We start from the raw sequence: 24,691 nt of genomic DNA, 5'->3' as shown, positions 1-24,691 counted from the left end.
TCATAGAAAAACGGAGACAAGCCCCATGTTCAAACACACCCTGATCGCCTGCGCAGCATTGCTGCTGGCAGGCACCGCCTCCGCACAGGATGCGGCCTACCCCAGTCGCCCGGTGCGCATCGTGGTTCCCTATGCTGCCGGCGGCGCAACGGACTTCATCGCCCGCACCGTGGGCGACCGCCTGTCCAAGGCGCTCGGCCAACCCTTCGTGATCGACAACAAGGCCGGGGCCGCCGGTGCGATCGGCGCTGCGGAGGTCAGCCGCGCCAAGGCCGACGGCTACACGCTGCTGATGACCATCACCGATTCGCAGATCAACAACACCGCGCTGTACAAGAAGCTGGCCTACGATCCCCAGAAGGATTTCACCTTCATCAGCCAGGTGGTCCGCAGCCCGGCGTTGATCTCCACGCATCCCGGCACCGGGATCAGGAGCCTGGCCGATCTCAAGGCCAAGGCAGAGAAGGGCGACGTGAAGATGAGCTATGGCTCCTGGGGCATCGGCGGCCTGGGCCATCTCGCGGGTGAGAGCCTGAACCGCAGCCTCAAGGGCCACATGGTCCATGTGCCGCAGCGCGGCGAGGGACCCGTGGTTTCCGATCTGCTGTCGGGCACCGTCGACGTGGGACTGTCCTCCGTCGCCAGCGCACTGCAGCACGTACCCTCCGGCAAAGTGATACCGTTGGCGGTACTCGGCCCGCAGCGCTCGACAACGCTGCCGCAGGTGCCCACCATGCGTGAGCTGGGGTTCAAGGACCCGATCTACGACACCAACGTCTGGATCGGCCTGCTGGCTCCCGCCAGGACTCCTCAGGCCATCGTCGACAAGCTGAGCAAGGAGGTGAATGCCATCATCGCAAGAACGGAAGTCAGCCAGCAGTTCGTGACCAAGGGATTCGAGGTCATGAACACCACACCAGAACAATTCGCCGCGTCGTACAGAACGGAGTTCGACGTGATCACCAAGCGCATTCGCGAACTAGAAATAGAGGCCCAATGATGAACACACGTACCTTTGCCAGCCACGCCGACGTGGAAGAGAAGCAAGTCACCTTCAGCCAGATCTCCGAGCACGCGTGGGCCTACACCGCCGAAGGCGACCCCAACACCGGCATCATCATCGGCGACGACGCCGTGCTCGTGGCCGACACGCAGGCCACACCCGCCATGGCGGCCGACGTGATCCGGCGCATCCGCGAAGTGACCGACAAGCCCATCAAGTATGTGGTGCTCACCCACTACCACGCGGTGCGCGTGCTGGGTGCGAGCGCCTATGGCGCACAGCAGATCCTGGCCAGCCAGGACACCTACGACCTGATCGTCGAGCGCGGCGAGCAGGACAAGGCCAGCGAGATCGGCCGCTTCCCGCGCCTGTTCAGCAACGTGGAGACCGTGCCGCCCGGCATGACCTGGCCCACGATGACCTTCACCGGCAAGATGACGCTGTGGCTGGGCAAGCTCGAAGTGCAACTGCTGCAGCTCGGCCGTGGCCATACCAAGGGCGACACCGTGGTCTGGCTGCCCGGCGAGAAGGCCCTGCTCTCGGGCGACCTGGTGGAGTTCGGTGCAACGCCCTATGCCGGCGACGCGTATTTCAGTGACTGGCCCCGGACGCTCGAAAACATCGAGGCACTGAACCCGAAAGTCCTGGTGCCGGGCCGCGGTGCCGCGCTCACCACCCCCGAGGCCGTCAAGGCGGGCCTCACCGAAACGCGCGAGTTCATCTCCGACGTTCTGGCCAACGTGAAGAAAGGCGTGGCCGAAGGCAAGGACCTGAATGCCGTCTACAAGTCCACCTATGCGGCACTCAAGCCCAAGTACGGCCACTGGGTGATCTTCGACCACTGCATGCCCTTTGACGTGACGCGCTGCTACGACGAGGTCACCAGGTACACCGATCCGCGCATCTGGACCGCCGAACGCGATGTGGAAATGTGGAAGTCGCTGGAAGACCAGTGATCTCGCCACCCGGCATTTCAAGGAACCCATAAAGGATCCTCGAGGATCCAAGGAGACATGCGATGAAACTCAACGATCCAGCCGGCCCGGTACAGGCGGAGCGCGACTTCCAGAAGCTCACGTTCGACTATGTGCCACACGCCGATCAACGTGCGGCCACGCCCGCCCGGCATCCGGTGATCGTGGTGGGCGCGGGCCCGGTGGGCCTGGCGCTTGCCATCGACCTGGCCCAGCAGAACATTCCCGTGGTGCTGCTGGACAACGACAACAAGCTCTCCACCGGTTCGCGCGCCATCTGCTTTTCCAAGCGCTCCCTCGAGATCTTCGACCGCCTGGGCTGCGGCGACCGCATGGCCGCCAAGGGCGTCTCGTGGAAGCTGGGGCGCGTGTTCCTGCAGGACCAGCAGGTCTATGAGTTCGACCTGCTTCCCGAAAGCGGCCATGAGCGCCCCGCCTTCGTGAACCTGCAGCAGTACTACGTGGAAGGCTTCCTGGCCGAGCGCGCCGCCGCGCTGCCGCTGATCGACATCCGCTGGAACAACAGGGTGAGCGGCATCGTGCAGCACGCGGACCATGCCGAGCTCACCGTGGAAACGCCGGACTGCAGCTACCAGCTGGTGGGCGACTGGGTGGCCGCCTGCGACGGTTCGCGCTCCATGCTGCGCCAGCTGCTCGGCCAGGAAAGCAAGGGCCGCGTGTTCCGCGACCGCTTCCTGATCGCGGACGTGAAGATGGAAGTGGACTACCCTGCCGAGCGCTGGTTCTGGTTCGACCCGGAATTCCACCGCAACCAGAGCGTTCTGCTGCACATGCAACCGGATGGCGTATGGCGCATCGACTTCCAGCTCGGCTGGGATGCCGACCCCGACGTGGAAAAGAGGCCCGAGAACATCATTCCGCGCGTGCGCGCGATGCTGGATGCATCGCCGTTCAAGGGCGCGCAGTTCACGCTCGAATGGGCCAGCGTCTACACCTTCGCATGCCAGCGCATGGATGCCTTTCGCCATGGCCGCGTGCTGTTCGCGGGCGACTCGGCCCACGGCGTATCGCCCTTCGGCGCACGGGGCGCCAACTCGGGCCTGCAGGACGCGGAGAACCTGGCCTGGAAGCTGGCCGCCGTGCTGCGCGGCGAGGCCGGCGATGCATTGCTCGACAGCTATGCGCGGGAACGCGAAATGGCGGCAGACGAAAACATCCTGAACTCCACGCGGGCCACCGACTTCATCACGCCCAAGAGCGAGATCAGCCGATTGTTCCGCGACGCGGTGCTGCAACTGGCGCGCGAATATCCGTTCGCACGCAGGATGGTCAACAGCGGCCGGCTGTCCGTTCCCGCCGTGCTGCATGACTCCGTGCTCAACACGGCCGACGCGGAGAGCTTCGGCGGCCCTCTGCGGCCCGGTGCCGTCGCGGCCGATGCACCAGTCCGTGCACAGGCGGGCCCGCCGGGCTCCAGGTCCTGGCTGATGCGGCAGCTCGGCGCCACGCACTTCACCGCGCTGGTGTTCGGCAATGGGCCCCTCGCGGAATCGAGCGCACAGGCCGTGGCCGAGACCGGGCTGCCGGTGGATGTCGTGCGCATCCCCATCGATGAAGCCCATGCCCTGGCGGTGCGCCGCTACGACGCGCGCGAGGGTACGACCTACCTGATCCGCCCCGACCAGCATGTGGCCGCGCGCTGGCGCGCCGCAAGCGCGGACAAGCTGCGCGCCGCCCATGCCCGTGCGATGTGCCGGCCCGGCCAGACAGCCACCGGAGCCTCCCAGGCGAGCATCCATCCATCGATTCACACAGGCGCCGTGGCCTGAGGAGACAGCATCATGCAAGCCAACATGCCGACCGACGCCGCGCCTGCGCTGATAATCGAGCCCCATCTGGACGCCCCCGACGATTTCTACGAGGCGCTGATCGATTCCCACCAGGGCCTGAGCACCGAGCAAAGCCATGCGCTGAACGCCCGCCTCGTGCTGCTGCTGGCCAATCATGTCGGCAGCCTGCCGGTGCTCAGGCAGGCGCTGGAAGCCGCGCGCCGGTCCTGATACGGCCACGGCCCGTGGGCTCTGCCCCCGCAGCGTCACCGGACTGTGGCATCGTCGGGCATCGCCATTCCTCCTAACGAGAAACAACGACAAGGACTCCGCACCATGTCTACCCAGCAGACATCATCCCTGCAATACCTGAGCGGATTCGGCAACGAGCACGCCACCGAGGCCGTCGCGGGCGCCCTGCCCCAAGGCCGCAACAGCCCGCAGCGCGCGCCATTCGACCTGTATCCCGAGCTCATCTCGGGCTCGGCCTTCACGGCGCCGCGCCATGAGAACCGCCGGACGTGGATGTACCGCCGCCAGCCCTCCGTGGTGGCCGGCCGCTACCATGCCTACGCCCATGCGCTGTGGACGACGGGAGGCGATCGCAGCGCAGCGATCGCTCCCGAGCCATTGCGCTGGAACCCCATCGGCTTCGAGCCCGGCGTGCACCAGGACTTCATCGACGGCATGCGCACCATTGCCGCCAACGGCGATGCCGAGGCGCAGGCCGGCATGGGCTCGCTCATGTACCTTGCAACCGAATCCATGGGTCGGCGGGCCTTCGTGAATGCCGATGGGGAAATGCTCATCGTGCCGCAGCAAGGCCGCCTTCGCATCACCAGCGAGATGGGCGTGCTCGAGGTGAAGCCGGGCGAGATCGCCCTGCTGCCGCGCGGCGTCGTGTTCAAGGTGGACCTGCCGGACGGCCCCTCGCGCGGCTATGTCTGCGAGAACTATGGTGCGCACTTCCGGTTGCCCGAACTCGGCCCGATCGGCTCGAACGGCCTGGCCAACGCACGGGACTTCCTGGCGCCGGTCGCGGCCTTCGACGAGCCCGGCACGCCCCATGAGCTGATCAAGAAGTTCGGTGGCCGCTTCTGGCGCGCACCCACGAGGAGCTCGCCATTCAACGTGGTCGCCTGGCATGGCAACCTCACCCCCGTGAAATACGACACGGTGAACTTCATGGTCATCGGCTCGATCAGCTTCGATCATCCGGATCCCTCCATCTTCACCGTGCTCACCTCGCCCAGCGATACCCCCGGCACGGCCAACTGCGACTTCGTGATCTTCCCGCCGCGCTGGCTGGTAATGGAGGACACCTTCCGCCCGCCGTGGTATCACCGCAACCTGATGAGTGAGTTCATGGGCCTGGTCCACGGCGAGTACGACGCCAAGCCCGGCGGTTTCAAGCCCGGCGGTGCCAGCCTGCACAACTGCATGGTGCCGCACGGACCCGACGAGGAGGCCTTCACCAAGGCGAGCAACGCACCCCTGGCTCCGCAAAAACTCGACAACACGCTGGCCTTCATGTTCGAGAGCCGCTATCGCTTCATTCCTACCGCCTATGCGATGCAGCAGGCCCCGCTCGACCAGGACTACGCCGACTGCTGGGCCGGGCTGAAGGACCAGTTTGCCAAGCCTGCAAACTGAACGAATCCATCACGACACGCAGAGACCCTGACCATGTACACCATCGATGCCACCCATGCCCCCCAGCGCAAGAGCTGGGTGGAAGCCGCGAACGCCCCAGGCGCGGACTTTCCGATCCAGAACCTGCCCTTCGGCCGTTTTCGACGCGCGGGCAGCAACGAAGCCTTCCGCATCGGTGTCGCCATCGGTGACCAGGTGCTGGACCTGCGCGCCGCCGGCCTCATCGCCACCGACGATATGAACACCCTGATGGCCGCAACGCCCGCAAACCGCCTGCAGCTGCGTCACGCCATCTCGGATGGACTCACGGCCGGGAGCCCCGCGCAAGGTGAGTGGAAGAAAGCGCTCGTGCCCCAGGAGCAATGCGAATACACGCTGCCCTGCCGCGTGGGCGACTACACGGACTTCTACACCGGCATCCACCACGCGACGACGGTGGGCAAGCTGTTTCGCCCGGACAACCCGCTGCTGCCCAACTACCAATGGGTGCCCATCGGCTACCACGGCCGCGCGAGCTCGCTGGTGATCAGCGGCACCGCCATCCGGCGCCCCAACGGCCAGACCAAGGCCCCCGATGCCGAGGTGCCGACATTCGGTCCGTCCAGGCGCCTCGACTATGAGCTGGAGCTCGGCTACTACATCGGCCAGGGAAACACGCTGGGTGCCCCGATCTCCATCGACGATGCGGAAGCGCACCTGTTCGGCCTGGGCATGTTCAACGACTGGTCCGCACGCGACCTGCAGGCATGGGAGTACCAGCCCCTGGGTCCGTTCCTCTCCAAGAATTTCGGATCCACCGTCTCACCGTGGATCGTGACCATGGAGGCCCTTGCCCCCTTCCGCTCGCCCTTCGTGCGTCCCGAAGGCGATCCGCAACCGCTGCCCTACCTCGACGGCGCCGGCAACCGCCAGCAAGGCCAGATCGACATCACCCTGCAGGTGCTGATCCAGACAGCCCAGATGCGCGCCGCCGGCGAGACCCCCGTGCAACTCTCCAGCGGCCGCGCCTCCGAAGCCGCGTACTGGACAGCGGCGCAGCTGGTGGCGCACCACACGGTCAACGGCTGCAACCTGCAGCCGGGCGATCTGTTCGGCTCGGGCACGCTGTCGGGCACCACACCGGAATCCGCCGGCTCGCTGCTCGAAATGAGCATGGGCGGCAAAAACCCCGTCACCCTGCCCAACGGCGAGACACGCAGCTTCCTGCAGGATGGCGACACGCTGATCCTGCGCGGCTGGTGCGAGCGCGAAGGCGCCGTGCGCATCGGCCTGGGCGAGGCCAGCGGAACCATACAGGGATAAGGCTTCCTGACCGACCGCCTGAGCAGCGCGCGCCCGCCTTGAACTGTTCACCCCAATGCTGAGATGGCCCCTCAGACGCGACGCAAAGGCGAAGACAGTACTTTGGTACGGCAAGCCTTTGCAACAAAGTATGAGGGGCCATATCAGCACCTCCAAACGAAGACTCTCCGCCCAAGCGCTGCGAACTAATTCGTCACGCGACTCCATTCGCTACGGTATTCCACAGAGAACCAAACAAAAGGGCTGTAGCGCATGGCGACAGCCCTTTTGCGTGTCCGGTCGAAACCGGGCCGGATCTATTCCACCATCAATGGCGGATCAGATGATCGAATGCCGACAACGCGGCCGTGGCGCCCGCGCCCGCGGCAATGATGATCTGCTTGTACGGCACGTTCGTGCAGTCACCCGCAGCGAACACGCCCGGCACGTTGGTGTGCCCCTTGGCGTCGATGATGATCTCGCCGAACTTCGTGAGGTCGACCGTGCCCTTGAGCCAGTCGGTGTTCGGCAGCAGGCCGATCTGCACGAAGATACCTTCGAGCTCCACCTTGCGGATCTCATCATTGGTGCGATCCTTGAAGGTGATGCCGGTGACCCTGGAGCCGTCGCCGTTCACCTCGGTGGTCTGCGCGTTGAGGATCACATCCACGTTCGGCAGGCTGGCCAGCTTCTTCTGCAGCACGGCGTCGGCCTTGAGTTCGGGGGCGAACTCGAGCACGGTCACATGGGCCACGATGCCGGCCAGGTCGATGGCCGCCTCGATCCCCGAGTTGCCGCCGCCGATCACCGCCACGCGCTTGCCCTTGAAGAGCGGGCCGTCGCAGTGCGGGCAATAGGTCACGCCCTTGGTGCGGTACTGCTCTTCGCCCGGCACGTTCATGTTGCGCCAGCGTGCACCCGTCGAGAGGATCACGGTCTTGCTCTTGAGCGTTGCGCCGTTCTCGAGTTCGATCTCGACCAGACCGCCTTCGCTGGCCGCGGGCTTCAGTGCCTTGGCGCGCTGCAGGTTCATCACCTCCACGTCATAGTCGGCCACATGCTGCTCCAGCGCGATCGCGAACTTGGGACCTTCGGTCTTGCTGACCGAGATGAAGTTCTCGATGTCCACGGTGTCCAGCACCTGGCCGCCGAAACGCTCGGCCGCCACACCGGTACGGATGCCCTTGCGCGCCGCATACACTGCCGCTGCCGCACCTGCGGGACCACCGCCAACGACGAGCACGTCGAACGGGTCCATCGCATTGATCTTGGCAGCCACGCGCGCTTCGGCGCCGCTGTCGATCTTGGCAACGATCTCGGCCAGTTCCATGCGTCCCTGGCCGAAGTTCTTGCCGTTCAGGAACACCGTGGGCACGCCCATGATCTCGCGTTCCTTGATCTCGTTCTGGAACACGGCGCCGTCGATGGCGGTGTGGGTGATACGCGGGTTCAGCACGCTCATCAGGTTGAGCGCCTGCACCACGTCAGGGCAGTTATGGCAGGAGAGCGAGTAATAGGTCTCGAAGTGGAACTCGCCTTCGAGGTTCTTCACCTGCTCCAGCAGGTCGGCGGCTTCCTTCGAGGGATGGCCGCCCACCTGCAGCAGTGCCAGCACCAGCGATGTGAATTCATGGCCCAGCGGCACGCCGGCGAAACGCACGCCGGTGTCGGTACCTGGGTTCGTGATCAGGAAAGACGGCTTGCGCACTTCGGCCCAATCGTTCTTTTCGACCACGGTAATCTTGTCTGAAAGCGCCTTGATTTCGTTCAGAAGCTCGCGCACTTCCCTGGCGGTGGCGCTATCGTCCAGCGTAGCCACCAGCTCCACAGGGCGCTGCAGACGCTCCAGATACGCTTTCAATTGGGTTTGAAGAGTGGTGTCGAGCATGGATATACCTCTGATTTCTCTAGTTTTGGGATGAAAAAAGCCCGGGCGCCAGGCACCCGGGCGTCTTCAACAGTTCAACTGTGTTGATTCAAGCAGCCAGGGGCTGCTTAGATCTTGCCGACCAGGTCGAGCGAGGGAGCCAGGGTCTTGGCGCCTTCTTCCCACTTGGCGGGGCAGACTTCACCGGGGTGCGAAGCCACGTACTGGGCTGCCTTGATCTTGCGCATCATTTCTTCCGCGTTACGGCCAATGCCTTCAGCGGTGATTTCCACGGACTGGATCACGCCTTGTGGGTCGATGATGAAGGTGCCACGGTTGGCCAGGCCTTGGTCGGCGCGCAGCACTTCGAAGTTGTTGGAGATTTCCCAGGTCGGGTCGCCCACCATGGTGTACTGGATCTTGCGGATCGTGTCCGAAGCGTCGTGCCATGCCTTGTGGACGAAGTGGGTGTCGGTCGACACGGAGAACACTTCCACGCCCAGCTTCTGCAGTTCGGCATAGTGGTCAGCCACATCGCCCAGCTCTGTCGGGCACACGAATGTGAAGTCAGCAGGGTAGAAGAAGAACACGGCCCACTTGCCCAGGACGTCCTTTTCGGTGATGTCGATGAACTTGCCGTTCTTGAATGCGCTTGCCTTGAATGGCTTGATTGTTGTGTTGATCACGGACATTGCTGTTTCCTTTCAGTTGGTTGATTGGCTAAGAACAGGCTCTAGTTTAGGTTCAGGCAAAGGATTGATCCAATGAATTGAACTCATTACATTGATTTAAATAATCTATCAATCTTCCCTTTTTCATCGTCGCTGTTGGACTAGGCATGACAAAAAAAGGATCTTGCTTCCAAGATTACATACAGCCTGTTGCGGAGATTTTCAAGCATTCAAAGCAATGCTTCAGAGCATGCCCCGAAATGTCCTGAAAAACTTTGCGTTGCATCATAGTTGCGAACGCAACTCAGCATCACACGCAGCCATACCGCGCGCGAATGGACATTGTCTTGCATGTGTTCAACAGCGCCGTGACAATGCGCCCATTGAACAGAAGGAGAAAGCCATGAAAGGCGACGCACAAGTCATTGCGCACCTGCAAGCGCAACTGAAGAACGAACTCACCGCGATCAACCAGTACTTCCTGCACTACCGCATGCTCAAGCACTGGGGATTCGACAAGCTGGCCAAGAAGGAATACGAGGAATCGATCGGCGAGATGAAGCATGCCGACAAGCTCATGGACCGCATCTTCATGCTGGACGGCCTGCCCAACCTGCAGGACCTGGCGAAGCTGCAGGTCGGTGAAGACGTGCCGGAGATCCTCGAGTGCGACCTGCGCTCCGAGCGCGGCGCCCAGGCCACCATCAAGGAGGGCATTGCCCACTGCGAGAGCGTGCGCGACTATGTCTCGCGCGATCTGCTGCAGGAGATCCTGGAAGATACCGAGGAGCACATCGACTTCCTCGAGACGCAGATCGAACTGGTAGGCAAGGTCGGCGTGCAGAACTACCTGCAGTCGCAGATGGGCGACGCGGAGTAAGCCTTCCGTTACTGACTCTTTTTCTCTTTTCGCCTGCGCGGCTCTTCGTTGCAGGCTCGACGCCTTGCGTTGTCATTTGACAGGCAAGGCGTTTTTTCATTGCTGGACTGTCCCGAGATGTGAAGCACCCTCTTGGGGCAGTTTTTTTGTAGATGTCTTTTTTAGGGCGGAGGCCGGGACTGCCCCCGGCCTCCGCCCTCAAACACAGAAAACAGAAGTCGAACCACCCCTGCTTATGGTCTTCGCGCACGCACTTCTGCACAGACAAGCCCCCGCATGAGGATGCGTGCACAGCCTCGTGTCCAAAAATGAATCAAGCACGTCGCCCGATGAATGGAGACATTCGTCCCCTCGCAAGAAGAATGGCCCCCGTCCAGAAACACACAAGACGGAGACAACTTCATGCACATGCCCATTCCCCCACGGGCCACGTCATCACCCGCCCGCTACGGCGGCCGCGCGCACATCGGCACAGCCGTGGCGCTCGGAGCGCTCGCTCTGAATGCGGGTGCGCAAAACATCACCTTGTATGGCACGGCCGACGTCAGCGTGGTCGCGGCACGCAACATCGGCTCCGGCCATGGAACCCAATGGCTTGCCGGCTCGGGCGTCGTCGTTCCCTCGCGCTGGGGCCTGCAGGGGCGTGAGGACCTGGGCGGGGGCATCACGGCGAGCTTCGTGCTCGAATCCGGTATCGACCTGGACACCGGGTCGCTCAAACCGTTCGCGGGCAACCCGAGCGCCGCCACGCCCACGGCGCCCAACGGCCCCGGCGCGACGGGTTTCAATCGGCGCGCGCATGTCGGGCTCTCGGGAAGCCTGGGGCAGATCCTGCTGGGCCGGGACTATTCACCGCTCTACTACGCCGGTCTTGCAACCGATGTCATGCACTATGGCTACTTCGGCAACCTGCAGACCCTCGTTCAGGCCGCCGGCGGCGCGGAGCGATTGGCCAGGGTAAGCAACGGCGTCTTCTATACCTCGCCCGTCCTGTCAGGCTTCAGGGCAAGGGCCGCGTACAGCTTTGGCTCGGAGAGCGCCGGAGGCAGCGCGGGTGCCCTCCCTCGCCGCGCCAACACCTTCCATGGCGTCGGAGGCGAGTACACCGGGGGCAGCCTGAGCCTGCATGCCACCCACCAGGTGCTCCGCTACCCCGAAGCGGGGGGCACACCTGCCGTCTTCACCGGCAGGCTGCTGTCGCGCCGTGACTCCATACTGGGCGCCATCCACACGTCCGGGCCGTTCCAGTTCGGCGCAAGCTACTGGAAGATGACCGGTGCACAGAAGGCCGACAGCATGTCCGCAGGCGTTTCCTATGCCTTCCAGGCCAACCGGATCTACCTGCAATTGCAGCGCCTGACGCACAACAGCACGCCTGCCATCGAGCGCAGCGCGACCACGCTGGGCATTGCGCTTGCACACCACCTCTCCCGCCGCACCCAGCTCTATGCGAGTTACGGAATCACCCGCAACAGCGCCAATGCCGCTTTCGCCCTGGTGGCCAGCGACGTGGCCATCGCACCTACCGGCCCCGGCCAAAAGCCGAGCGCACTGGCGCTGGGGATACGGCACGACTTCTAACACCGTCCGTCACCAACCCGGACTCAAGGTGCGCGACCTCATCGGTGAACGCACGTATGCAGCGATGAGAGCTCGCCAGCGCCGTCAAAAAATGAATCTTCCATGTCCCGAAATGAATTCAGACAAACCATCCACATCCGAACAATGGCGTACTTGTTCCCAACCGAAAACGGGCAAGCTTATGTATGAGAGGTTGCAAAGACTGGGCGCCGCCGCATGGGGCAACTTCATGGAGTGGTTCGACTTCACGCTCTATGGTTTCTTTGCAGTCGCCATCGGCAGGAATTTCTTTCCCTCGGAAGACCCGCTGCTCTCGGCGATGGCAAGCTATGCGGCATTTGCGGCCGGCTTCATCGCGCGCCCCATCGGCGCCGCCGTCCTCGGTCAACTGGCCGACCGGGTCAGCCGCAAGCGGGTGCTTGTGCTCACGCTGATGCTGATGGGCCTGTCCTGCCTGCTGGTGCTGTGCGCTCCCTCGTATGGAACCGCTGGCCTGCTCGGGCCCGCCATGGTGGTCTCAGCACGGCTGCTCGCAGGATTTGCCGCAGCGGGGGAAACCGGCGCTGCCGCGACCATCGCGATCGAGGCATCGCCCTGGCACCAGCGCGGCCTCTGGGGTGGCTTCTTTTCCTGCTCCACCTACCTCGGCGTTGCCGCCGGGGGCGTCATCGCCCTGCTGTGCTACGGACTGCTCGGTGCCGAGGTCACGGATGACTGGGGCTGGCGCCTGGGCTACGCGGCAGGCCTGCTGATCATTCCCATGGGCTGGTGGGCGCGGCGCAACATGCGCGACGAACGCCACGCTGCGGCCGCAGGAGCCTATGTCGCTGCCCATGCACGCCCACCCGGTTCCGTGCACGGAACCACGGCCATGATCGTTCGCGTGGCCGGACTCACCGCCTTCGGCTCGTCGGTCTTCTACGTGGTGATCATGTTCATGCCGGTGTTCGCCACGCGCATGCTGTCGCTGCCCATGAGCTCGGCCATGGCCTGCGCCATGATGGCCAGCGTTCTCACAGGCCTGTGTGCGATCCTGGGCGGCTGGCTCTCCGACCACCATGGTCGCAAACGCATCATGCTCGCCGGCCTGGCGCTCTCGCTCTCGGGCGGATGGCTGCTGTTCCTCCAGTTGCTGCAGGCACCGTCGGTGCCCCGCCTGGCGGCATTCCAGTGGGCATGCGCGTCGGGATTCGGGTTCTTCGTGGGTGCCAGCCTGCCGTTGATGGTCGACAGCTTCCAGCCGTCCCGGCGCGCGCTCGGATTCGGCCTGGGCTACAGCCTGGGCGTGATGGTCTTCGGGGCGCTCGCACCGGTGGTCAATGCGCTCGCACTCTCCAGGGGTCTGACGCTGGCACCGCTCTACTACATGAGCGTCACCGGTGCCGTCACGCTGCTGGTACTGGCATGGACCAGGGAGGTGACGGCTCCCCCGCGTGAGCGCAGGCCGGGGTTCCCGGCTTGAGTCGAGACCGACTCTCCCCCAGACTTGTCGCATCACCATCCCGCCCAAGGCCGTCAATGGACTTCCCTCCTCGCCTTCTCCTCGCCAGCGCGCTGCTCTGCGTCTACGTTGCGCTGGGTATGCGCAGCAATTTCCAAAGCCTTTTGCACCAGCGGCGAACGGGGCGCGCACTCACGCCCGTCAATCCCGTCACGGGCATCGTATTCATGGCCTTGATCGCCCTGTCAGCGGCACTGCACGTCAGCGGGCTGCGCTGGGCGTCGGTGCTGTTGTTCGGCCTGCTCATGGTGGTGGCCTATGTCGGCGTGCTTCGCCACCTCTTGAATAGCAATCCGGCCAGCTATGCATCCCCTTCGAGTCGCAAGCGCGCCATCGCCATCAACCTGTTCGGCGTGCTGGCGATGGCGCTGGTTCTGCTGACCTGATGGTCCCTCGTTTTCATCTCCGACAAAGGATCACCCACATGAAGTTAGTCCATGACGGCGCAAGAAACGCCGAGCTCGAACGACGGGCGCAAGCCCTGGTGGAGGCGATACGCCTTCACGGCCTCGACCACTATGTGGTCACGACCACCGAGAACATTTTCTACCTCACGCATGCCACGTTCGAGCCCCTGGAGCGGCCGTTCTTCCTGATCATCGGAGCCGATGGCAAGCGCGAGATGGTGGTGCCCATGCTGGAGATCAATCACCTCCACAAGGCCTATGGCGTGAGCGAAAGCAACATCATGGCGTACCGCGAGTTCCCCGCACCCAAGGGCCACGGATGGCGGGAGCAGCTCCTGGACGGCTACACGCTGCCCGGCACCTTCGGCTTCGACCCCGGTACGCCGTGGACCATCGCGCGGCACCTGATCGAGGAAGGCGGCGAGCCGGTGGACCTGCTGGAGGACATCCGCATGGTCAAGTCGAAGTGGGAGGTGGAGCAGATCGAGCGTGCCGCCCGCTATGCCGACAACGCCGTGCACGACATACTGCGCCGCGCATGGAATGGGGGCACCGCGGCGGAGACCTTCATGACGATGCAGACGGTGGGCCGCCAGATCATGCGCGAGGTGCGCGACTGGGACCCGCTGTCCACCAAGGTGCTGGCCGCCGCATGGCCTGCGCCGCTGAGCGCCGAGCCGCATTCCGTGCCGCCCCTGGCGATGAGGCTTGGCAGGGGTCCCCACGTCGCGATGGCGCTGACGCGGGTGAACGGCTATGCCGCCGAGTCCGAGCGCACGTTCTTCACCACCGAGCCCACCGCCATCGAGCGCGAGAAATTTGACCTGATGACAGCCTCCAGGCAGCTCGCGTTCTCCCTGCTCAAGCCTGGCGCCGCGTGCGCGGAGATCGATGCCAAGGTGAACCACTTCCTCGGCGTCAAGGGCTTTCCGCAGTTCACGGCGCGGCTGCACCGCTGCGGCCACGGGTTCGGGCTTGGCAACCACGAGCCGCCATGGATTGCGGAGGGCAGCAGGCACATCCTGCAGGCGGGCATGGTGGTCTCGATCGAGCCCGGAATCTATGCCCACGGCAAGGGGGGATACCGGCACAGCGATACGGTGCTCATCACGCCCACGGGCTACCGTACCCTGACCACGGCGCCGTCCGATCTGCAGGACCTGGTCCTGCCATCGGGCACGCTGCGGCAGAAGCTTGCAAGCTGGTACGTGTCGAAGAGCCTGCGGCTCCCGCTCGCCGCATAGCCCGCCGTCAACCGGGCGGGATGTCCTTGCTGTAGACGATGAAGCCCAGGTGCCCCGCCACCTTGTCGTAGAGCGCACGGCCCGCGGTGTTGGTGGTGTGGGTCTGCCAGTACACGCGGCTCGCGCCGGCCAGTTGCGCCTGCCCGTAGACGAACTCGATCAGCGCGCGGCCCACGCCCTTGCCGCGCAGCCCGGGCTCCGTGAAGAGATCCTGCAGATAGCATACGGGCTCGATGCGCGTGGTGCTGCGGTGGAACAGGTAGTGCACCAGCCCGACCAGGCGCCCCTCCTGTTCGGCCACCGCGGCGAACACGGGCTCGACCGGATTGAAGAAGCGCGACCAGGTGATGCGCGTGATCTCCTCGGGCAGCGCGGTGGCGCCTTCGCGCCCGTAGAACGCGTTATAGCCCTGCCAGAGCGGCAGCCACTGCGCGAGGTCCTGCGCTGCGACGGGTCGGATCAGGAAGGTCATGAGGGTTCAGCCCGTGTTGCGCAGCGCCGCGGCGATGCCGTTGATCGAAATCTGGATGCCGGTCTTCACGCGGTCATCGTCCTGCCCCAGGCGCCAGCGGCGGATCAGCTCGACCTGCAGGTGGTGCAGCGGGTCGATATAGGGGAAGCGGTGCCGGATCGAACGCGCCAGCGCGGTGTTGTGCGCGAGACGCTGCTTGTCGCCCGTGATGCGCACGAGCGCATCGGAGGTGCTCTGCCACTCCGCCTCGATGGCGCTGAACACCTTCTTGCGCAGGCGCGAGTCGCCCACCAGCTCGCTGTAGCGCGAGGCCAGTTGCATGTCGCTCTTGGCCAGCACCATGTCCATGTTGGAGAGCAGCGTGCGGAAGAACGGCCATTGGCGGTACATCTTCTGCAGCAGCGCGAGCTGGGCCTTGGGGTCCTTGCCTGGGGCCTTGATGAAGGCCTCCACCGCGGCGCCGAAGCCGTACCAGCCCGGCAGCGTCAGCCGGCATTGGCCCCAGCTGAAGCCCCACGGAATGGCCCGCAGATCCTCGATCTTCTGGTTGGCCTTGCGCGATGCGGGGCGCGAACCGATGTTGAGCTCGGCGATCTCGCGGATCGGCGTGGCGCTGAAGAAATAGTCGGTGAAGCCGGGGGTGTCATAGACCAGCGCGCGATAGGCGCCCATGCTGGCGCGCGAGAGCTGCTCGGCAGCCTCCAGGAACGCCTTGGTGGCTGGCTTGGTCGGCTGCAGCAGCGTCGCCTCGAGCGTTGCCGCCACCAGCGTTTCCAGGTTGCGCCGGCCGATCTCCGGATTGGCGTACTTGGATGCGATCACCTCGCCCTGTTCGGTCAGGCGGATCTGTCCGCGCACCGTGCCCGGAGGCTGCGCCAGAATGGCCTGGTAGCTCGGGCCGCCACCGCGACCCACCGTGCCGCCGCGGCCATGGAACATGCGCAGCTGGATGGGTGATCCGGCCTGCGCCGCGTTGAGCTCGTCGAACACGGTCACGAGCGCGTTCTCCGCGCGGTACAGCTCCCAGTTGCTGGTGAAGATGCCGCCATCCTTGTTGCTGTCGCTGTAGCCGAGCATGATGTCCTGCTCGGCCCCGCTCGCGCGCACCAGTGCCGCGTAGCCCGGCATCTGATAGAGCTCGCGCATGATGGGCGCCGCGTTGCGCAGGTCCTCGATGGTCTCGAACAGCGGCACCACGATCAGGTCGGCATGGCCACCCTGGTCGAGCGTGCCGCGCATCAGCCCCACTTCCTTTTGCAGCAGCAGCACTTCGAGCAGGTCGCTCACGGTCTCGGTGTGGCTGATGATGTAGTGGCGGATCGCATCGGCGCCGTAGCGCTCGCGCATGGTCAGGGCGGTCTCGAAGATCGCGATCTCGCCGGCGGTGTGCTCCGAGTATTCCGCCCCCTTCACGCGCAGCGGACGCGCGTCGCAGAGCAGCAGCATCAGCAGCTTGCGGCGCTCGCTCTCGGGCAGCGATATGTAGTCGGGCGCGATGCGCGCCTTGGCGAGCAGTTCTGCGATCACGCGCTCGTGCTGGTCGGAGCTCTGGCGCAGGTCCACGGTGGCCAGGTGAAAGCCGAACACCTCCACCGCACGGATCAGCGGACGCAGGCGCTCCTGCGCCATGGCCGAGGCCTTGTGCGAGAGCAGCGAGGCCTCGATCACACGCAGGTCGGCCAGGAACTCGGCGGCGCCTGGATAAGGGTTCTGCGGAGCAACGGCATGGCGCGCGGCCTCGCCGCCTGCAAGAGCCTTCAGCGTTGCGGCCAGCCGCGCATAGATGCCCGTGAGCGCACGGCGATAGGGTTCATCCACACGGTGCTCGCTGGTGTCGGGCGAGCTGTCGGCCAGGGCCAGCATCTCGGGCGAGACCTGCACCAGGTTGGCCGACAACGACAGCTCACGGCCCAGGTGGTGCACCTCGGTGAGATAGTGGCGCAGTGCCACGTCGGCCTGTCGCTTGAGCGCCAGCTCGAGCGTGGCGGCGCTGACGTTCGGGTTGCCGTCGCGGTCGCCGCCGATCCACTGGCCCATGCGCAGGAAGCTGGCCACATGCTGGTTGCCGAGCTCGCGCTCAAGCTCCGCATACAGGCGCGGAATCTCGCGCAGGAACGTGTATTCGTAGTAGGAGAGCGCGTTCTCGATCTCGTCCGCCACGGTGAGCCTGGAGTAGCGCAGCAGCCGCGTCTGCCACAGCTGCGCGACGCGCGCTCGCAGCTGCGCCTCATTGGCCGCCAGTTCGCGCGGCGTGATCGGGTCCTTGGCGCTGTTGTAGAGCTGCGCGCGCATGAGGATGTCGTCGCGTGCGGTCAGCAGGTCGGCGATCTCACGCTCGGAATCGAGAATGCTCTTGCGCTGCACTTCCGTGGGATGGGCGGTGAGCACCGGCGCCACGTAGCTCTTGGCAAGCGACTGCGCGACCGCGCGCGGCGCAATACCGGCCCAGCGCAGGCGCGCCAGCGCGACCTCGATGCTGCCTTCCTGCGCGCTGCCCGCGCGCTCGTGCACGGCGCGGCGGCGGATGTGGTGGCGGTCTTCCGCCAGGTTCGCCAGATGGCTGAAGTAGGTGAACGCACGGATCACGCTCACTGTCTGGTCGCCCGTCAGGCCCTTGAGCAGCTTCTTGAGCGCCTTGTCCGCCTCGTGGTCCGCATCGCGGCGGAAGGCCACCGAGAGCTTGCGGATCTGCTCGACCAGATCGTAGGCGGCCACGCCTTCCTGCTCTCGGATCACATCGCCCAGAATGCGGCCCAGCAGGCGGATGTCCTGGATGAGGGGAAGGTCCTTGTCGGTCTTGCGGGGGGCGGGAGCACTGCCAGAGGCATCGGTTTTGCGGGCGGGCGCGGACATGCGGAAAGTCACTCCTGAACTTTGAGACTATGAAGGTGACTCCGCGCCTTGCGGCACTCTTGAGTCAGATCAAATCAACCGCACCAGAATGTACTGGTACTGCAGCAAGCTGCTGCAGCGCAACATGCTAGCATCCCGAGGCACTGTTGAAAGGCGCTACCGCGCCAATATGTGAAAGTCATGACAATAAATACCACGCAGTCCGCTCCCTTCGTGATCGCCACACGCGAAAGCCGCCTCGCCATGTGGCAGGCCGAACATGTGCAGGCACTGCTCCAGGCCGCCGGCCATCGCATCGATCTGCTGGGCATGACCACCAAGGGCGACCAGATCCTGGACCGCACGCTCTCCAAGGTGGGAGGCAAGGGCCTGTTCGTGAAGGAGCTGGAACTGGCACTGGAGGAAGGCCGGGCGGACCTCGCCGTGCATTCGCTCAAGGACGTGCCGATGGAGCTGCCCGAAGGGTTTGAACTGGCCTGCGTGATGGAACGCGAGGATCCGCGCGATGCCTTTGTTTCGCCCCAATATGCCTCGCTCGCCGAGCTGCCCCAGGGTTCTGTCGTCGGCACGTCGAGCCTGCGCCGCCAGGCGCTGCTGCAGGCCTTGCGCCCCGATCTGCGGATCGAGCCGCTGCGCGGCAATCTCGACACGCGGCTGCGCAAGCTCGACGAAGGCCAATATGCCGCCATCGTGCTGGCGGCGGCGGGCCTCAAGCGCCTGGGCCTCGCATCACGCATCCGCCACATCTTCGAACCCGAGGAGATGCTGCCCTCGGCCGGCCAGGGTGCGCTGGGGATCGAGATCCGCTCAGGCCGGAATGATCTGAAGCAAGCACTCGCACCACTCGCTCACCAGCAGACATGGTTGACGGTGGCCGCCGAGCGCGCGGTCAGCCGTGCGATGGGCGGCAGCTGTTCCGTGCCGCTGGCCGCACACGGCCGCTGGTCCGGCGCCACGCTGCGCCTCGATGCGGCCTGGGGCGACGTCGAGGGCAGCCAGCCGCTGATCCGCGCGCAGATCGAATCCTCCAGCATCACCGACCTGGCATCGGCCGAGGCCCTTGGCGCGGCCGTCGCCGACAAACTCAAGGCCGCGGGCGCCAAGGTAAGCACTTCCTGACGGGCCATGCCAAGCGTCCTGGTCACCCGCCCCTCGTCCGAGGCCGAGCGTTGGGCGGATCAGCTTCGCGCGCAGCAGATCGATGCGCGGGTGCTTCCGCTGCTGGCCATCTCCCCGGTGCGCTCGCCGCAGCTGCAGGCGGCGCTGCATGACGCACGCCACCGGCTGCGACAGTTCAGCGCGGTGATGTTCGTGAGCGGCAACGCGGCCAGCGAATTTCTTGCGCGGGACGTGGATCTGGGCGATGGCGGCCCGCCCTGCGAGCTGCGCGGCCACCTTCCACGCTTCTGGTCGCCAGGCCCGGGCACCGCGCGCGCGCTTGAGCAGGCCGGGGTTCCCGCCGGCCGAATCGACGGCCCCGCGGCCGATTCCGGACAATTCGACTCTGAAAGCCTGTGGCTCGCCGTGGCGCACCAGGTCCGCCCCGGCGACCGCGTGCTGATCGTTCGCGGCGCGAGCTCCCCCGCCAAGGCAGGCGGCAACGGGCGCGACTGGCTGGCTTCCCGTATCGCCGCGGCAGGAGCCAAGGTGGAGTTCGTCGCTGCCTACGAGCGCGTAGGCGCGCCTCTGGACTCCAACGCCAAAGACCTTGCTGCGCGTGCGGCCTCAGACGGGTCACTGTGGTTTTTCAGCTCCTCCGAGGCGATTCGCCATCTGGAGCAGCAAATGCCGCAAATGAGCTGGGACAAGGCCCGCGCCCTCGTCACCCACCCACGTATTGCGCAGGCCGCCCGGGCGGCCGGGTTTGGACGCGTAAGTGAGTGCCGCCCTACACTGCAGGACGTGGTCGCGTCGATAAAATCCATGCCATGAGCCTCGAGCCCCAACACACAATCCACGAAGACACTCCGGACGCTCCGGCAACGTCGCCGCGGACGGCAGCCCCCGTCCCCCCATCGGCGGCTTCTGCAGCAGCGGCCCCCTCGTACTCCGCGGCTCCGGCGCATGCCGCTGCCCAAGGCGGCTCCCGCCTGTTGCTGACGGCCGTCGGCGCGGTGGCCGTGGCGGGCCTCGTCAGCAGCGTCATGCTGTGGCAGAAGCTCTCGAACATCCAGGAGCAGCTCGCGCGCCAGACTGCCGATTCCGGCACCCAGGCCATCGAGGCGCGCACCATGGCGCGCCAGGCTGCCGACGTGGCCCGCGAGACATCCGCGCGGCTGTCCGTCACCGAGGCCCGTGTCGGCGAAGTGGCGCTGCAGCGCACCCAGCTCGAGGAGCTGATGCAGAGCCTGTCACGCTCGCGCGATGAAAACCTGGTGGTCGACATCGAGTCGGGCCTGCGCCTGGCCATCCAGCAATCGCAGCTCACGGGCAGCCTTGAACCGGTGATCGCCGCGCTCAAGAGCGCCGACCAGCGCATCGAACGCGCGGCCCAGCCGCGCCTTGCCCCGGTGCAGCGTGCCATCGCGCACGATCTGGAAAAGCTCAACCGCTCTGCCGCAACCGACACCTCGGGCCTGCTCGGCCGCGTGGACGATCTCACGCGCCAGGTCGACGAGATTCCGCTGCTCAATGCCGTGATCTCCGCCTCCACCATGCGCCAGCGCAACGCCAGCGCGCGTTCGGTGGCCGACCAGGCGGCAACGCCGGCCGATCCCGAGGCACCGCGCTGGAAGGTCATTCTGGACAACGCCTGGGAGGCCGTCGCCGGCGAGGCTCGCGGCCTCGTCCGCGTGAGCCGCATCGACCAGCCCGACGCCGTCCTGATCGCGCCGCAGCAGGCCTATTTCCTGCGCGAGAACCTCAAGCTCTCGCTGATGAACGCGCGCCTGGGCATCCTCTCGCGCCGCCTGGACTCCGCGCGACTGGACCTCACCACGGCGAAGACGGCGCTGATCAAGTACTTCGATCCGGAGTCGCGCTACACGCAACGCGCGATCGAGACGATCTCGCAGTTGCAGACCAACATGCAGAGCATGGAGCTGCCCCGGCTGGACGAGACCTTCGCGTCCCTCACCACCGCCGCAGCGGGCCGATGACATTCAACGGAAGGCCCTGATACATGCGCGCAGCTCTCTGGCTCCTGGCTCTGTTCGGTGTCGCCGTGGCGGTTGCCCTGTTCGCAGGCAACAACCAGGGCACGGTGACGCTCTTCTGGCCACCCTATCGGGTGGACCTGTCGCTCAACGCGGTCCTGCTGCTGCTGTTCGGCAGCTTCACCATCCTCTACGGCGCACTGCGCGGCACGGCGGCCCTGCTCGAGCTGCCGCAGCGCGCGCGCCGCTGGCGCCTGCAGCAGAAGGAGCGCGCCATGCACGCCTCGCTGCTGGACGCCACCTCGCAGTTGCTGGCAGGACGCTTCCTGCGCGCCCGCAAGGCCGCGCTGTCGGCCATCGCCCAGGAAGGCGACCTGTCGCAATCGGGGCCGGTTCCGCACGGCCGCCAGCTGCGCACGCTGGCCCACATCGTGGCCGCCGAAAGCTCGCATGCGCTGCAGGATCGCACCACGCGCGAGAACCATCTGCAGCAGGCGCTGGACTCGATCCCCTCCAACGCCCCCACATCCGAGCAGGAACTGCGCGAAGGCGCCCAGTTGCGCGCGGCGCGCTGGTCGCTGGACGAACGCGATGCCAACGCCGCGCTCGACCGCATGTCCACGCTGACGGCCGGCGCCGCGCGCCGCACGCTGGCCCTGCGCGCCAGGCTGAAGGCCGCGCGCATGGCCCACCTGCCCGAGGAGGCGCTGGACACGGCACGCCTGCTGGGCAAGCACCGCGCCTTCTCGCCCGCCGCGGCGGAGAGCATCGTGCGCGGCCTTGCCATCGAGGTGATCAACGATGCACACGATCCGGCGCAGTTGCAGCGCGCGTGGATGTCGCTCGATCCGAACGAGCGCGCGATGCCCGAGCTGGCCGTCCACGCGGCGCAGCGCCTGTCGCAGCTCGAGGGCGATGCGGCCCAGGTGCGGCACTGGCTGCTGCCGGTGTGGGAGCTCTTTGCGGATCCCGCCCGCTCGCTGTCGGACACCCAGGCACTCAAGCTGATTCATGTTCTCGAGAACAACATGAGCGGCATCGACGCCACCTGGCTTGCGCGCATCGAGAGCGCCCAGCAGGCCAACCCGCGTGACGCCCGCCTGCAGTACCTCTCGGCCGTGGCCTGCCTGCACCGCGAGCTCTGGGGCAAGGCGCAGCAACTGTTCACGCAGGCTGCACCCAAACTGGCCGACGGCAAGCTGCGCGCCAGCGCATGGCGTTTCCTGGCTGAACTGGCCGAACACCGCAACGACGAGGAAGCCGCCGCGCACGCCTGGAAGCAGGCCGCCATCGCGGCGTTGTAAGAACCGGCTTCCACACTCCCACTCTTGCGTTGCCATGGGAGCGCAGAGGGGGAGTTTTCGACGCCTGTTGGCGATTTATTTCAGGATCGCACGAGGTAGCCGAGCAGCGTCGCTATCACCAGCACCCCGGCAAACAGATCCCAGCGCTGCTTGCGCATGTAGTACAGCGCAATGACCATCACCATCGCGAAGATCGTGATCAGGCGGTTGTGCAGGATGGAGCCCAGCAGAAAGCAGAGGCCCATCTGGGACCAGTAGCGCAGCATTCGGCGCACGGGCGGCAGCCCGGATGCCTCCGGAGCCTTGCCGGGCTGGGCCGGTGAAACACCTTCGGCGGGAACGCCTTGCACTCGCCTTGCGCCGTTGCCGGGTGCGGTTTCCGGAGACGCTGGAGACGCTGCTGCCAGCGACTGCCGGCGGGCCTGTTGCCGAGCCTCCCGGCGCTGCTGGTCGGTCTGCTCCAGCACGGGGGCGGCCTTCTGCTCCGGCTGCCACCAGCCTTCGCCGTTGGCACGCACAGGCGAGCGCCCCGAGGCCGCCGCCTGCCGGAATGAAACCGCCGCTTCGGATGCCGCGGCAAGCCGGTCCTCTGCTGCCGCCTCGCGCAGGGCGTCGTTGACGCGTGCAACGGGGTCGCGCACCAGTTGCCGGGCGCTGGCAAGCAGCGCCTTGCCCTGTTGCGCATCGACCTGCTGGACGAACTGCGCCAGCCCCAGCAGTTGCGAAGGCTGCGCGGCCTGTCCCTGCCAATGGGCCGCGGGTGCATCTCCAGGCGCCGCATGCGACGCACGATGCAGCGCGGCACGCAGCTTCCTGCGCATCTGCCGCGACACGCCGGGCTGGCTGCCATTGACGACCAGGCCCGTCACCTCCTGGCGCCGGCCCTTGCGCATCACGCGCTCCTTGTCGGGGTGCGGCGTGAAGCCCTCGTCGTGCAGGATCCAGCGAACCCGGCTCAACAGCTTGCCTACGTGGTCGCGCGCCGCGTCGCCGGACGCAGAAAAGGTCAGGTCGTCGGCATAGCGGGTATAGGCGAAGCCGAGCTGCGCGGCCAGTCCCTGCAGGCGGCGATCCAGGCGCCGGCACAGCAGGTTGGTCAACATCGGGCTGGTGGGCGCGCCCTGGGGCAGCACACGCTCGCGCGCCTTGCCACCGACGAACAGCCGCTCGCCATCCACACTCCATGCCTGCGCCCGGTTTTCGCTGCACAGCAATGCGAGAACCGTGGCGATGCCCTCGCCGTAGCCCAGTTGCCGGAACACGCCCTTGATGCGCCCGAAGGCGATGCTTGGGAAGAAATCCTTGACATCGAGGTTGATCACCACGTCCTGCCCCGCGTGCGGCCGGGCATTGCTGACGATGGAGCGCCCCGCCAGGAAGCCATGCGCCGCATCGTGCGCCGGCATCTTCGCGAGCACGTTGTCCAGCACCCAGTACTGCGCGCGCTTCAGGCGCGGCATCGGTGCGGAGATCTGGCGCTCGCCGCCGGTCTTCTTGGGCAGCGTGAACGAGTGGTAGTGGTGCGTGCGCGCGACCTCGCGGTGAAAGCTCAGGAAGCGCAGCTCCGCGACACTCACGCCCATGGCCTCCGCCAGTTGCGCGCCGCTGGTGAGCGCGGGCAGTCCGTTGAGCGCCAGTCGCCGCAGGTCGGGCGCGCTGCGCTCGCGCGCCGGCTTCCTGCCACTGGCGCCGTCGGCGGAACCGTCTTGCCCGGGAGCATGCAACGCGGCCGAGACGCCAGGGCCCAGATAACCCATGTGCGATGCACGCGTGCCATGCCATGCCAACGCCTTGTCATGGCGCTCCTGCGCATGCCTGCGCCGGGTTTCCTCGCGCTGGTCGCGTGCCTGCTTCATGCGCTGCTTGCGCATCTCGCGCAGCGCACGTTCGGGATTGCGCCGCACGGCCAGCTGCTCGCGCAATTCGCTCATTTCGCGCTGCAGTTCGCCTTCGCGCTGGATCAGGTCGGCAGCCACCTGGGGCTCGCCTTCGCCCTGGGGCCAGAAGCCCATGCGCTGCATTTCCTCGAGGATGACTTCCTGCTTGCTGGAGGTCTTGATGCGATCGTAGATCTCGGCTCGGGTCGGTTGGGGAGCGCTCATGCAGGGGCTCCCT

20 protein-coding genes are annotated in these 24,691 nt (G+C 65.7%); 15 read left to right on the top strand and 5 right to left on the bottom strand.

Going from position 1 to position 24,691, the window contains the following annotated elements:
* The first annotated feature begins 25 nt into the window (after positions 1-25).
* From H9K76_RS06615 to fahA, 6 genes are all read left to right on the top strand, one after another.
* Complete coding sequence (locus H9K76_RS06615) at positions 26-1,000, top strand: tripartite tricarboxylate transporter substrate binding protein (protein WP_187598948.1); 975 nt, start codon at positions 26-28, stop codon at positions 998-1,000.
* Positions 1,000-1,959: an MBL fold metallo-hydrolase gene (locus H9K76_RS06610; RefSeq protein WP_425489695.1), complete on the top strand. Its 960-nt coding sequence runs from the start codon at positions 1,000-1,002 to the stop codon at positions 1,957-1,959. Before H9K76_RS06615 ends, H9K76_RS06610 begins: the two co-directional genes overlap by 1 nt.
* A gap of 62 nt (positions 1,960-2,021) precedes the next feature.
* A complete protein-coding gene (locus H9K76_RS06605) occupies positions 2,022-3,767 on the top strand; it encodes an FAD-dependent oxidoreductase (RefSeq protein WP_187598945.1) in 1,746 nt (581 codons plus the stop codon).
* A 12-nt stretch (positions 3,768-3,779) separates the two neighbouring features.
* Positions 3,780-3,998 carry a DUF2783 domain-containing protein gene (locus H9K76_RS06600; RefSeq protein ID WP_246475347.1) on the top strand — a complete coding sequence of 73 codons (219 nt, stop codon included), beginning with the start codon at positions 3,780-3,782 and terminating at the stop codon, positions 3,996-3,998.
* Between the two features lie 105 nt (positions 3,999-4,103).
* Positions 4,104-5,420 (top strand): homogentisate 1,2-dioxygenase, encoded by a 1,317-nt coding sequence (gene hmgA / locus H9K76_RS06595; protein WP_187598943.1) that lies wholly within the window; start codon positions 4,104-4,106, stop codon positions 5,418-5,420.
* Positions 5,421-5,453: 33 nt separating this feature from the next.
* A complete protein-coding gene (gene fahA / locus H9K76_RS06590) occupies positions 5,454-6,722 on the top strand; it encodes a fumarylacetoacetase (RefSeq protein ID WP_187598942.1) in 1,269 nt (422 codons plus the stop codon).
* Positions 6,723-7,029: 307 nt separating this feature from the next.
* Here fahA and ahpF read toward each other — a convergent pair whose 3' ends face one another.
* Entirely contained in the window at positions 7,030-8,589 is a 1,560-nt protein-coding gene (ahpF, locus tag H9K76_RS06585) for an alkyl hydroperoxide reductase subunit F (RefSeq protein ID WP_187598940.1), read from the bottom strand.
* A 107-nt stretch (positions 8,590-8,696) separates the two neighbouring features.
* The gene (gene ahpC, locus H9K76_RS06580; protein WP_187598938.1) at positions 8,697-9,260 is read right to left on the bottom strand and encodes an alkyl hydroperoxide reductase subunit C; all 564 of its coding nucleotides are present in this window, start codon (positions 9,258-9,260) and stop codon (positions 8,697-8,699) included.
* Positions 9,261-9,642: 382 nt separating this feature from the next.
* On the opposite strand from ahpC, the gene bfr reads away from it, so the two are divergent.
* From bfr to H9K76_RS06555, 5 genes are all read left to right on the top strand, one after another.
* Positions 9,643-10,119, top strand: a complete 477-nt coding sequence (gene bfr, locus H9K76_RS06575; protein WP_187598936.1) for a bacterioferritin — start codon at positions 9,643-9,645, stop codon at positions 10,117-10,119.
* 402 nt (positions 10,120-10,521) lie between these two features.
* The gene (locus H9K76_RS06570; RefSeq protein WP_187598934.1) at positions 10,522-11,700 is read left to right on the top strand and encodes a porin; all 1,179 of its coding nucleotides are present in this window, start codon (positions 10,522-10,524) and stop codon (positions 11,698-11,700) included.
* A 193-nt stretch (positions 11,701-11,893) separates the two neighbouring features.
* Positions 11,894-13,162, top strand: a complete 1,269-nt coding sequence (locus H9K76_RS06565) for an MFS transporter (protein ID WP_187598932.1) — start codon at positions 11,894-11,896, stop codon at positions 13,160-13,162.
* 56 nt (positions 13,163-13,218) lie between these two features.
* The gene (locus tag H9K76_RS06560) at positions 13,219-13,587 is read left to right on the top strand and encodes a hypothetical protein (RefSeq protein ID WP_187598930.1); all 369 of its coding nucleotides are present in this window, start codon (positions 13,219-13,221) and stop codon (positions 13,585-13,587) included.
* A gap of 38 nt (positions 13,588-13,625) precedes the next feature.
* A complete protein-coding gene (locus tag H9K76_RS06555) occupies positions 13,626-14,852 on the top strand; it encodes a M24 family metallopeptidase (RefSeq protein WP_187598928.1) in 1,227 nt (408 codons plus the stop codon).
* Between the two features lie 7 nt (positions 14,853-14,859).
* Here the strand turns inward: H9K76_RS06555 and H9K76_RS06550 are convergent, their stop codons facing one another.
* Both H9K76_RS06550 and ppc read right to left on the bottom strand, forming a co-directional pair.
* On the bottom strand, positions 14,860-15,324 hold the full coding sequence (locus H9K76_RS06550) for a GNAT family N-acetyltransferase (protein WP_187598926.1): 465 nt from the start codon (positions 15,322-15,324) through the stop codon (positions 14,860-14,862).
* Between the two features lie 6 nt (positions 15,325-15,330).
* A complete protein-coding gene (gene ppc / locus H9K76_RS06545; RefSeq protein ID WP_187598924.1) occupies positions 15,331-18,177 on the bottom strand; it encodes a phosphoenolpyruvate carboxylase in 2,847 nt (948 codons plus the stop codon).
* 180 nt (positions 18,178-18,357) lie between these two features.
* On the opposite strand from ppc, the gene hemC reads away from it, so the two are divergent.
* Genes hemC through H9K76_RS06525 form a run of 4 tightly spaced genes read left to right on the top strand, consistent with a single transcriptional unit; the run spans position 18,358 to position 22,576 of the window.
* Positions 18,358-19,296, top strand: coding sequence for a hydroxymethylbilane synthase (gene hemC, locus H9K76_RS06540; protein WP_187598922.1), 939 nt, complete (start codon positions 18,358-18,360; stop codon positions 19,294-19,296).
* 6 nt (positions 19,297-19,302) lie between these two features.
* Positions 19,303-20,109 (top strand): uroporphyrinogen-III synthase, encoded by an 807-nt coding sequence (locus H9K76_RS06535; protein WP_187598920.1) that lies wholly within the window; start codon positions 19,303-19,305, stop codon positions 20,107-20,109.
* Positions 20,106-21,275, top strand: a complete 1,170-nt coding sequence (locus H9K76_RS06530; protein ID WP_187598918.1) for a uroporphyrinogen-III C-methyltransferase — start codon at positions 20,106-20,108, stop codon at positions 21,273-21,275. Before H9K76_RS06535 ends, H9K76_RS06530 begins: the two co-directional genes overlap by 4 nt.
* A gap of 23 nt (positions 21,276-21,298) precedes the next feature.
* Positions 21,299-22,576, top strand: a complete 1,278-nt coding sequence (locus H9K76_RS06525) for a heme biosynthesis protein HemY (RefSeq protein ID WP_187598916.1) — start codon at positions 21,299-21,301, stop codon at positions 22,574-22,576.
* 80 nt (positions 22,577-22,656) lie between these two features.
* Here the strand turns inward: H9K76_RS06525 and H9K76_RS06520 are convergent, their stop codons facing one another.
* The gene (locus H9K76_RS06520; protein WP_187598914.1) at positions 22,657-24,678 is read right to left on the bottom strand and encodes a reverse transcriptase family protein; all 2,022 of its coding nucleotides are present in this window, start codon (positions 24,676-24,678) and stop codon (positions 22,657-22,659) included.
* Positions 24,679-24,691 lie beyond the last annotated feature (13 nt).

The organism is Diaphorobacter ruginosibacter, from assembly GCF_014395975.1.
Classification (GTDB): Bacteria; Pseudomonadota; Gammaproteobacteria; order Burkholderiales; family Burkholderiaceae_C; genus Diaphorobacter_A; species Diaphorobacter_A ruginosibacter.
The sequence above is the reverse complement of the archived record's forward strand: the minus strand, read 5'-3'. Positions and strand labels throughout refer to the sequence as shown.

Bases quoted from the DNA above. Each gene is read 5' to 3' on its own strand.
- H9K76_RS06615 (WP_187598948.1), top strand. From the start codon at position 26: ATGTTCAAACACACCCTGATCGCCTGCGCAGCATTGCTGCTGGCAGGC.
- H9K76_RS06610 (WP_425489695.1), top strand. From the start codon at position 1,000: ATGAACACACGTACCTTTGCCAGCCACGCCGACGTGGAAGAGAAGCAA.
- H9K76_RS06605 (WP_187598945.1), top strand. From the start codon at position 2,022: ATGAAACTCAACGATCCAGCCGGCCCGGTACAGGCGGAGCGCGACTTC.
- H9K76_RS06600 (WP_246475347.1), top strand. From the start codon at position 3,780: ATGCAAGCCAACATGCCGACCGACGCCGCGCCTGCGCTGATAATCGAG.
- hmgA (WP_187598943.1), top strand. From the start codon at position 4,104: ATGTCTACCCAGCAGACATCATCCCTGCAATACCTGAGCGGATTCGGC.
- fahA (WP_187598942.1), top strand. From the start codon at position 5,454: ATGTACACCATCGATGCCACCCATGCCCCCCAGCGCAAGAGCTGGGTG.
- ahpF (WP_187598940.1), bottom strand. From the start codon at position 8,589: ATGCTCGACACCACTCTTCAAACCCAATTGAAAGCGTATCTGGAGCGT.
- ahpC (WP_187598938.1), bottom strand. From the start codon at position 9,260: ATGTCCGTGATCAACACAACAATCAAGCCATTCAAGGCAAGCGCATTC.
- bfr (WP_187598936.1), top strand. From the start codon at position 9,643: ATGAAAGGCGACGCACAAGTCATTGCGCACCTGCAAGCGCAACTGAAG.
- H9K76_RS06570 (WP_187598934.1), top strand. From the start codon at position 10,522: ATGCACATGCCCATTCCCCCACGGGCCACGTCATCACCCGCCCGCTAC.
- H9K76_RS06560 (WP_187598930.1), top strand. From the start codon at position 13,219: ATGGACTTCCCTCCTCGCCTTCTCCTCGCCAGCGCGCTGCTCTGCGTC.
- H9K76_RS06555 (WP_187598928.1), top strand. From the start codon at position 13,626: ATGAAGTTAGTCCATGACGGCGCAAGAAACGCCGAGCTCGAACGACGG.
- H9K76_RS06550 (WP_187598926.1), bottom strand. From the start codon at position 15,324: ATGACCTTCCTGATCCGACCCGTCGCAGCGCAGGACCTCGCGCAGTGG.
- ppc (WP_187598924.1), bottom strand. From the start codon at position 18,177: ATGTCCGCGCCCGCCCGCAAAACCGATGCCTCTGGCAGTGCTCCCGCC.
- hemC (WP_187598922.1), top strand. From the start codon at position 18,358: ATGACAATAAATACCACGCAGTCCGCTCCCTTCGTGATCGCCACACGC.
- H9K76_RS06535 (WP_187598920.1), top strand. From the start codon at position 19,303: ATGCCAAGCGTCCTGGTCACCCGCCCCTCGTCCGAGGCCGAGCGTTGG.
- H9K76_RS06530 (WP_187598918.1), top strand. From the start codon at position 20,106: ATGAGCCTCGAGCCCCAACACACAATCCACGAAGACACTCCGGACGCT.
- H9K76_RS06525 (WP_187598916.1), top strand. From the start codon at position 21,299: ATGCGCGCAGCTCTCTGGCTCCTGGCTCTGTTCGGTGTCGCCGTGGCG.
- H9K76_RS06520 (WP_187598914.1), bottom strand. From the start codon at position 24,678: ATGAGCGCTCCCCAACCGACCCGAGCCGAGATCTACGATCGCATCAAG.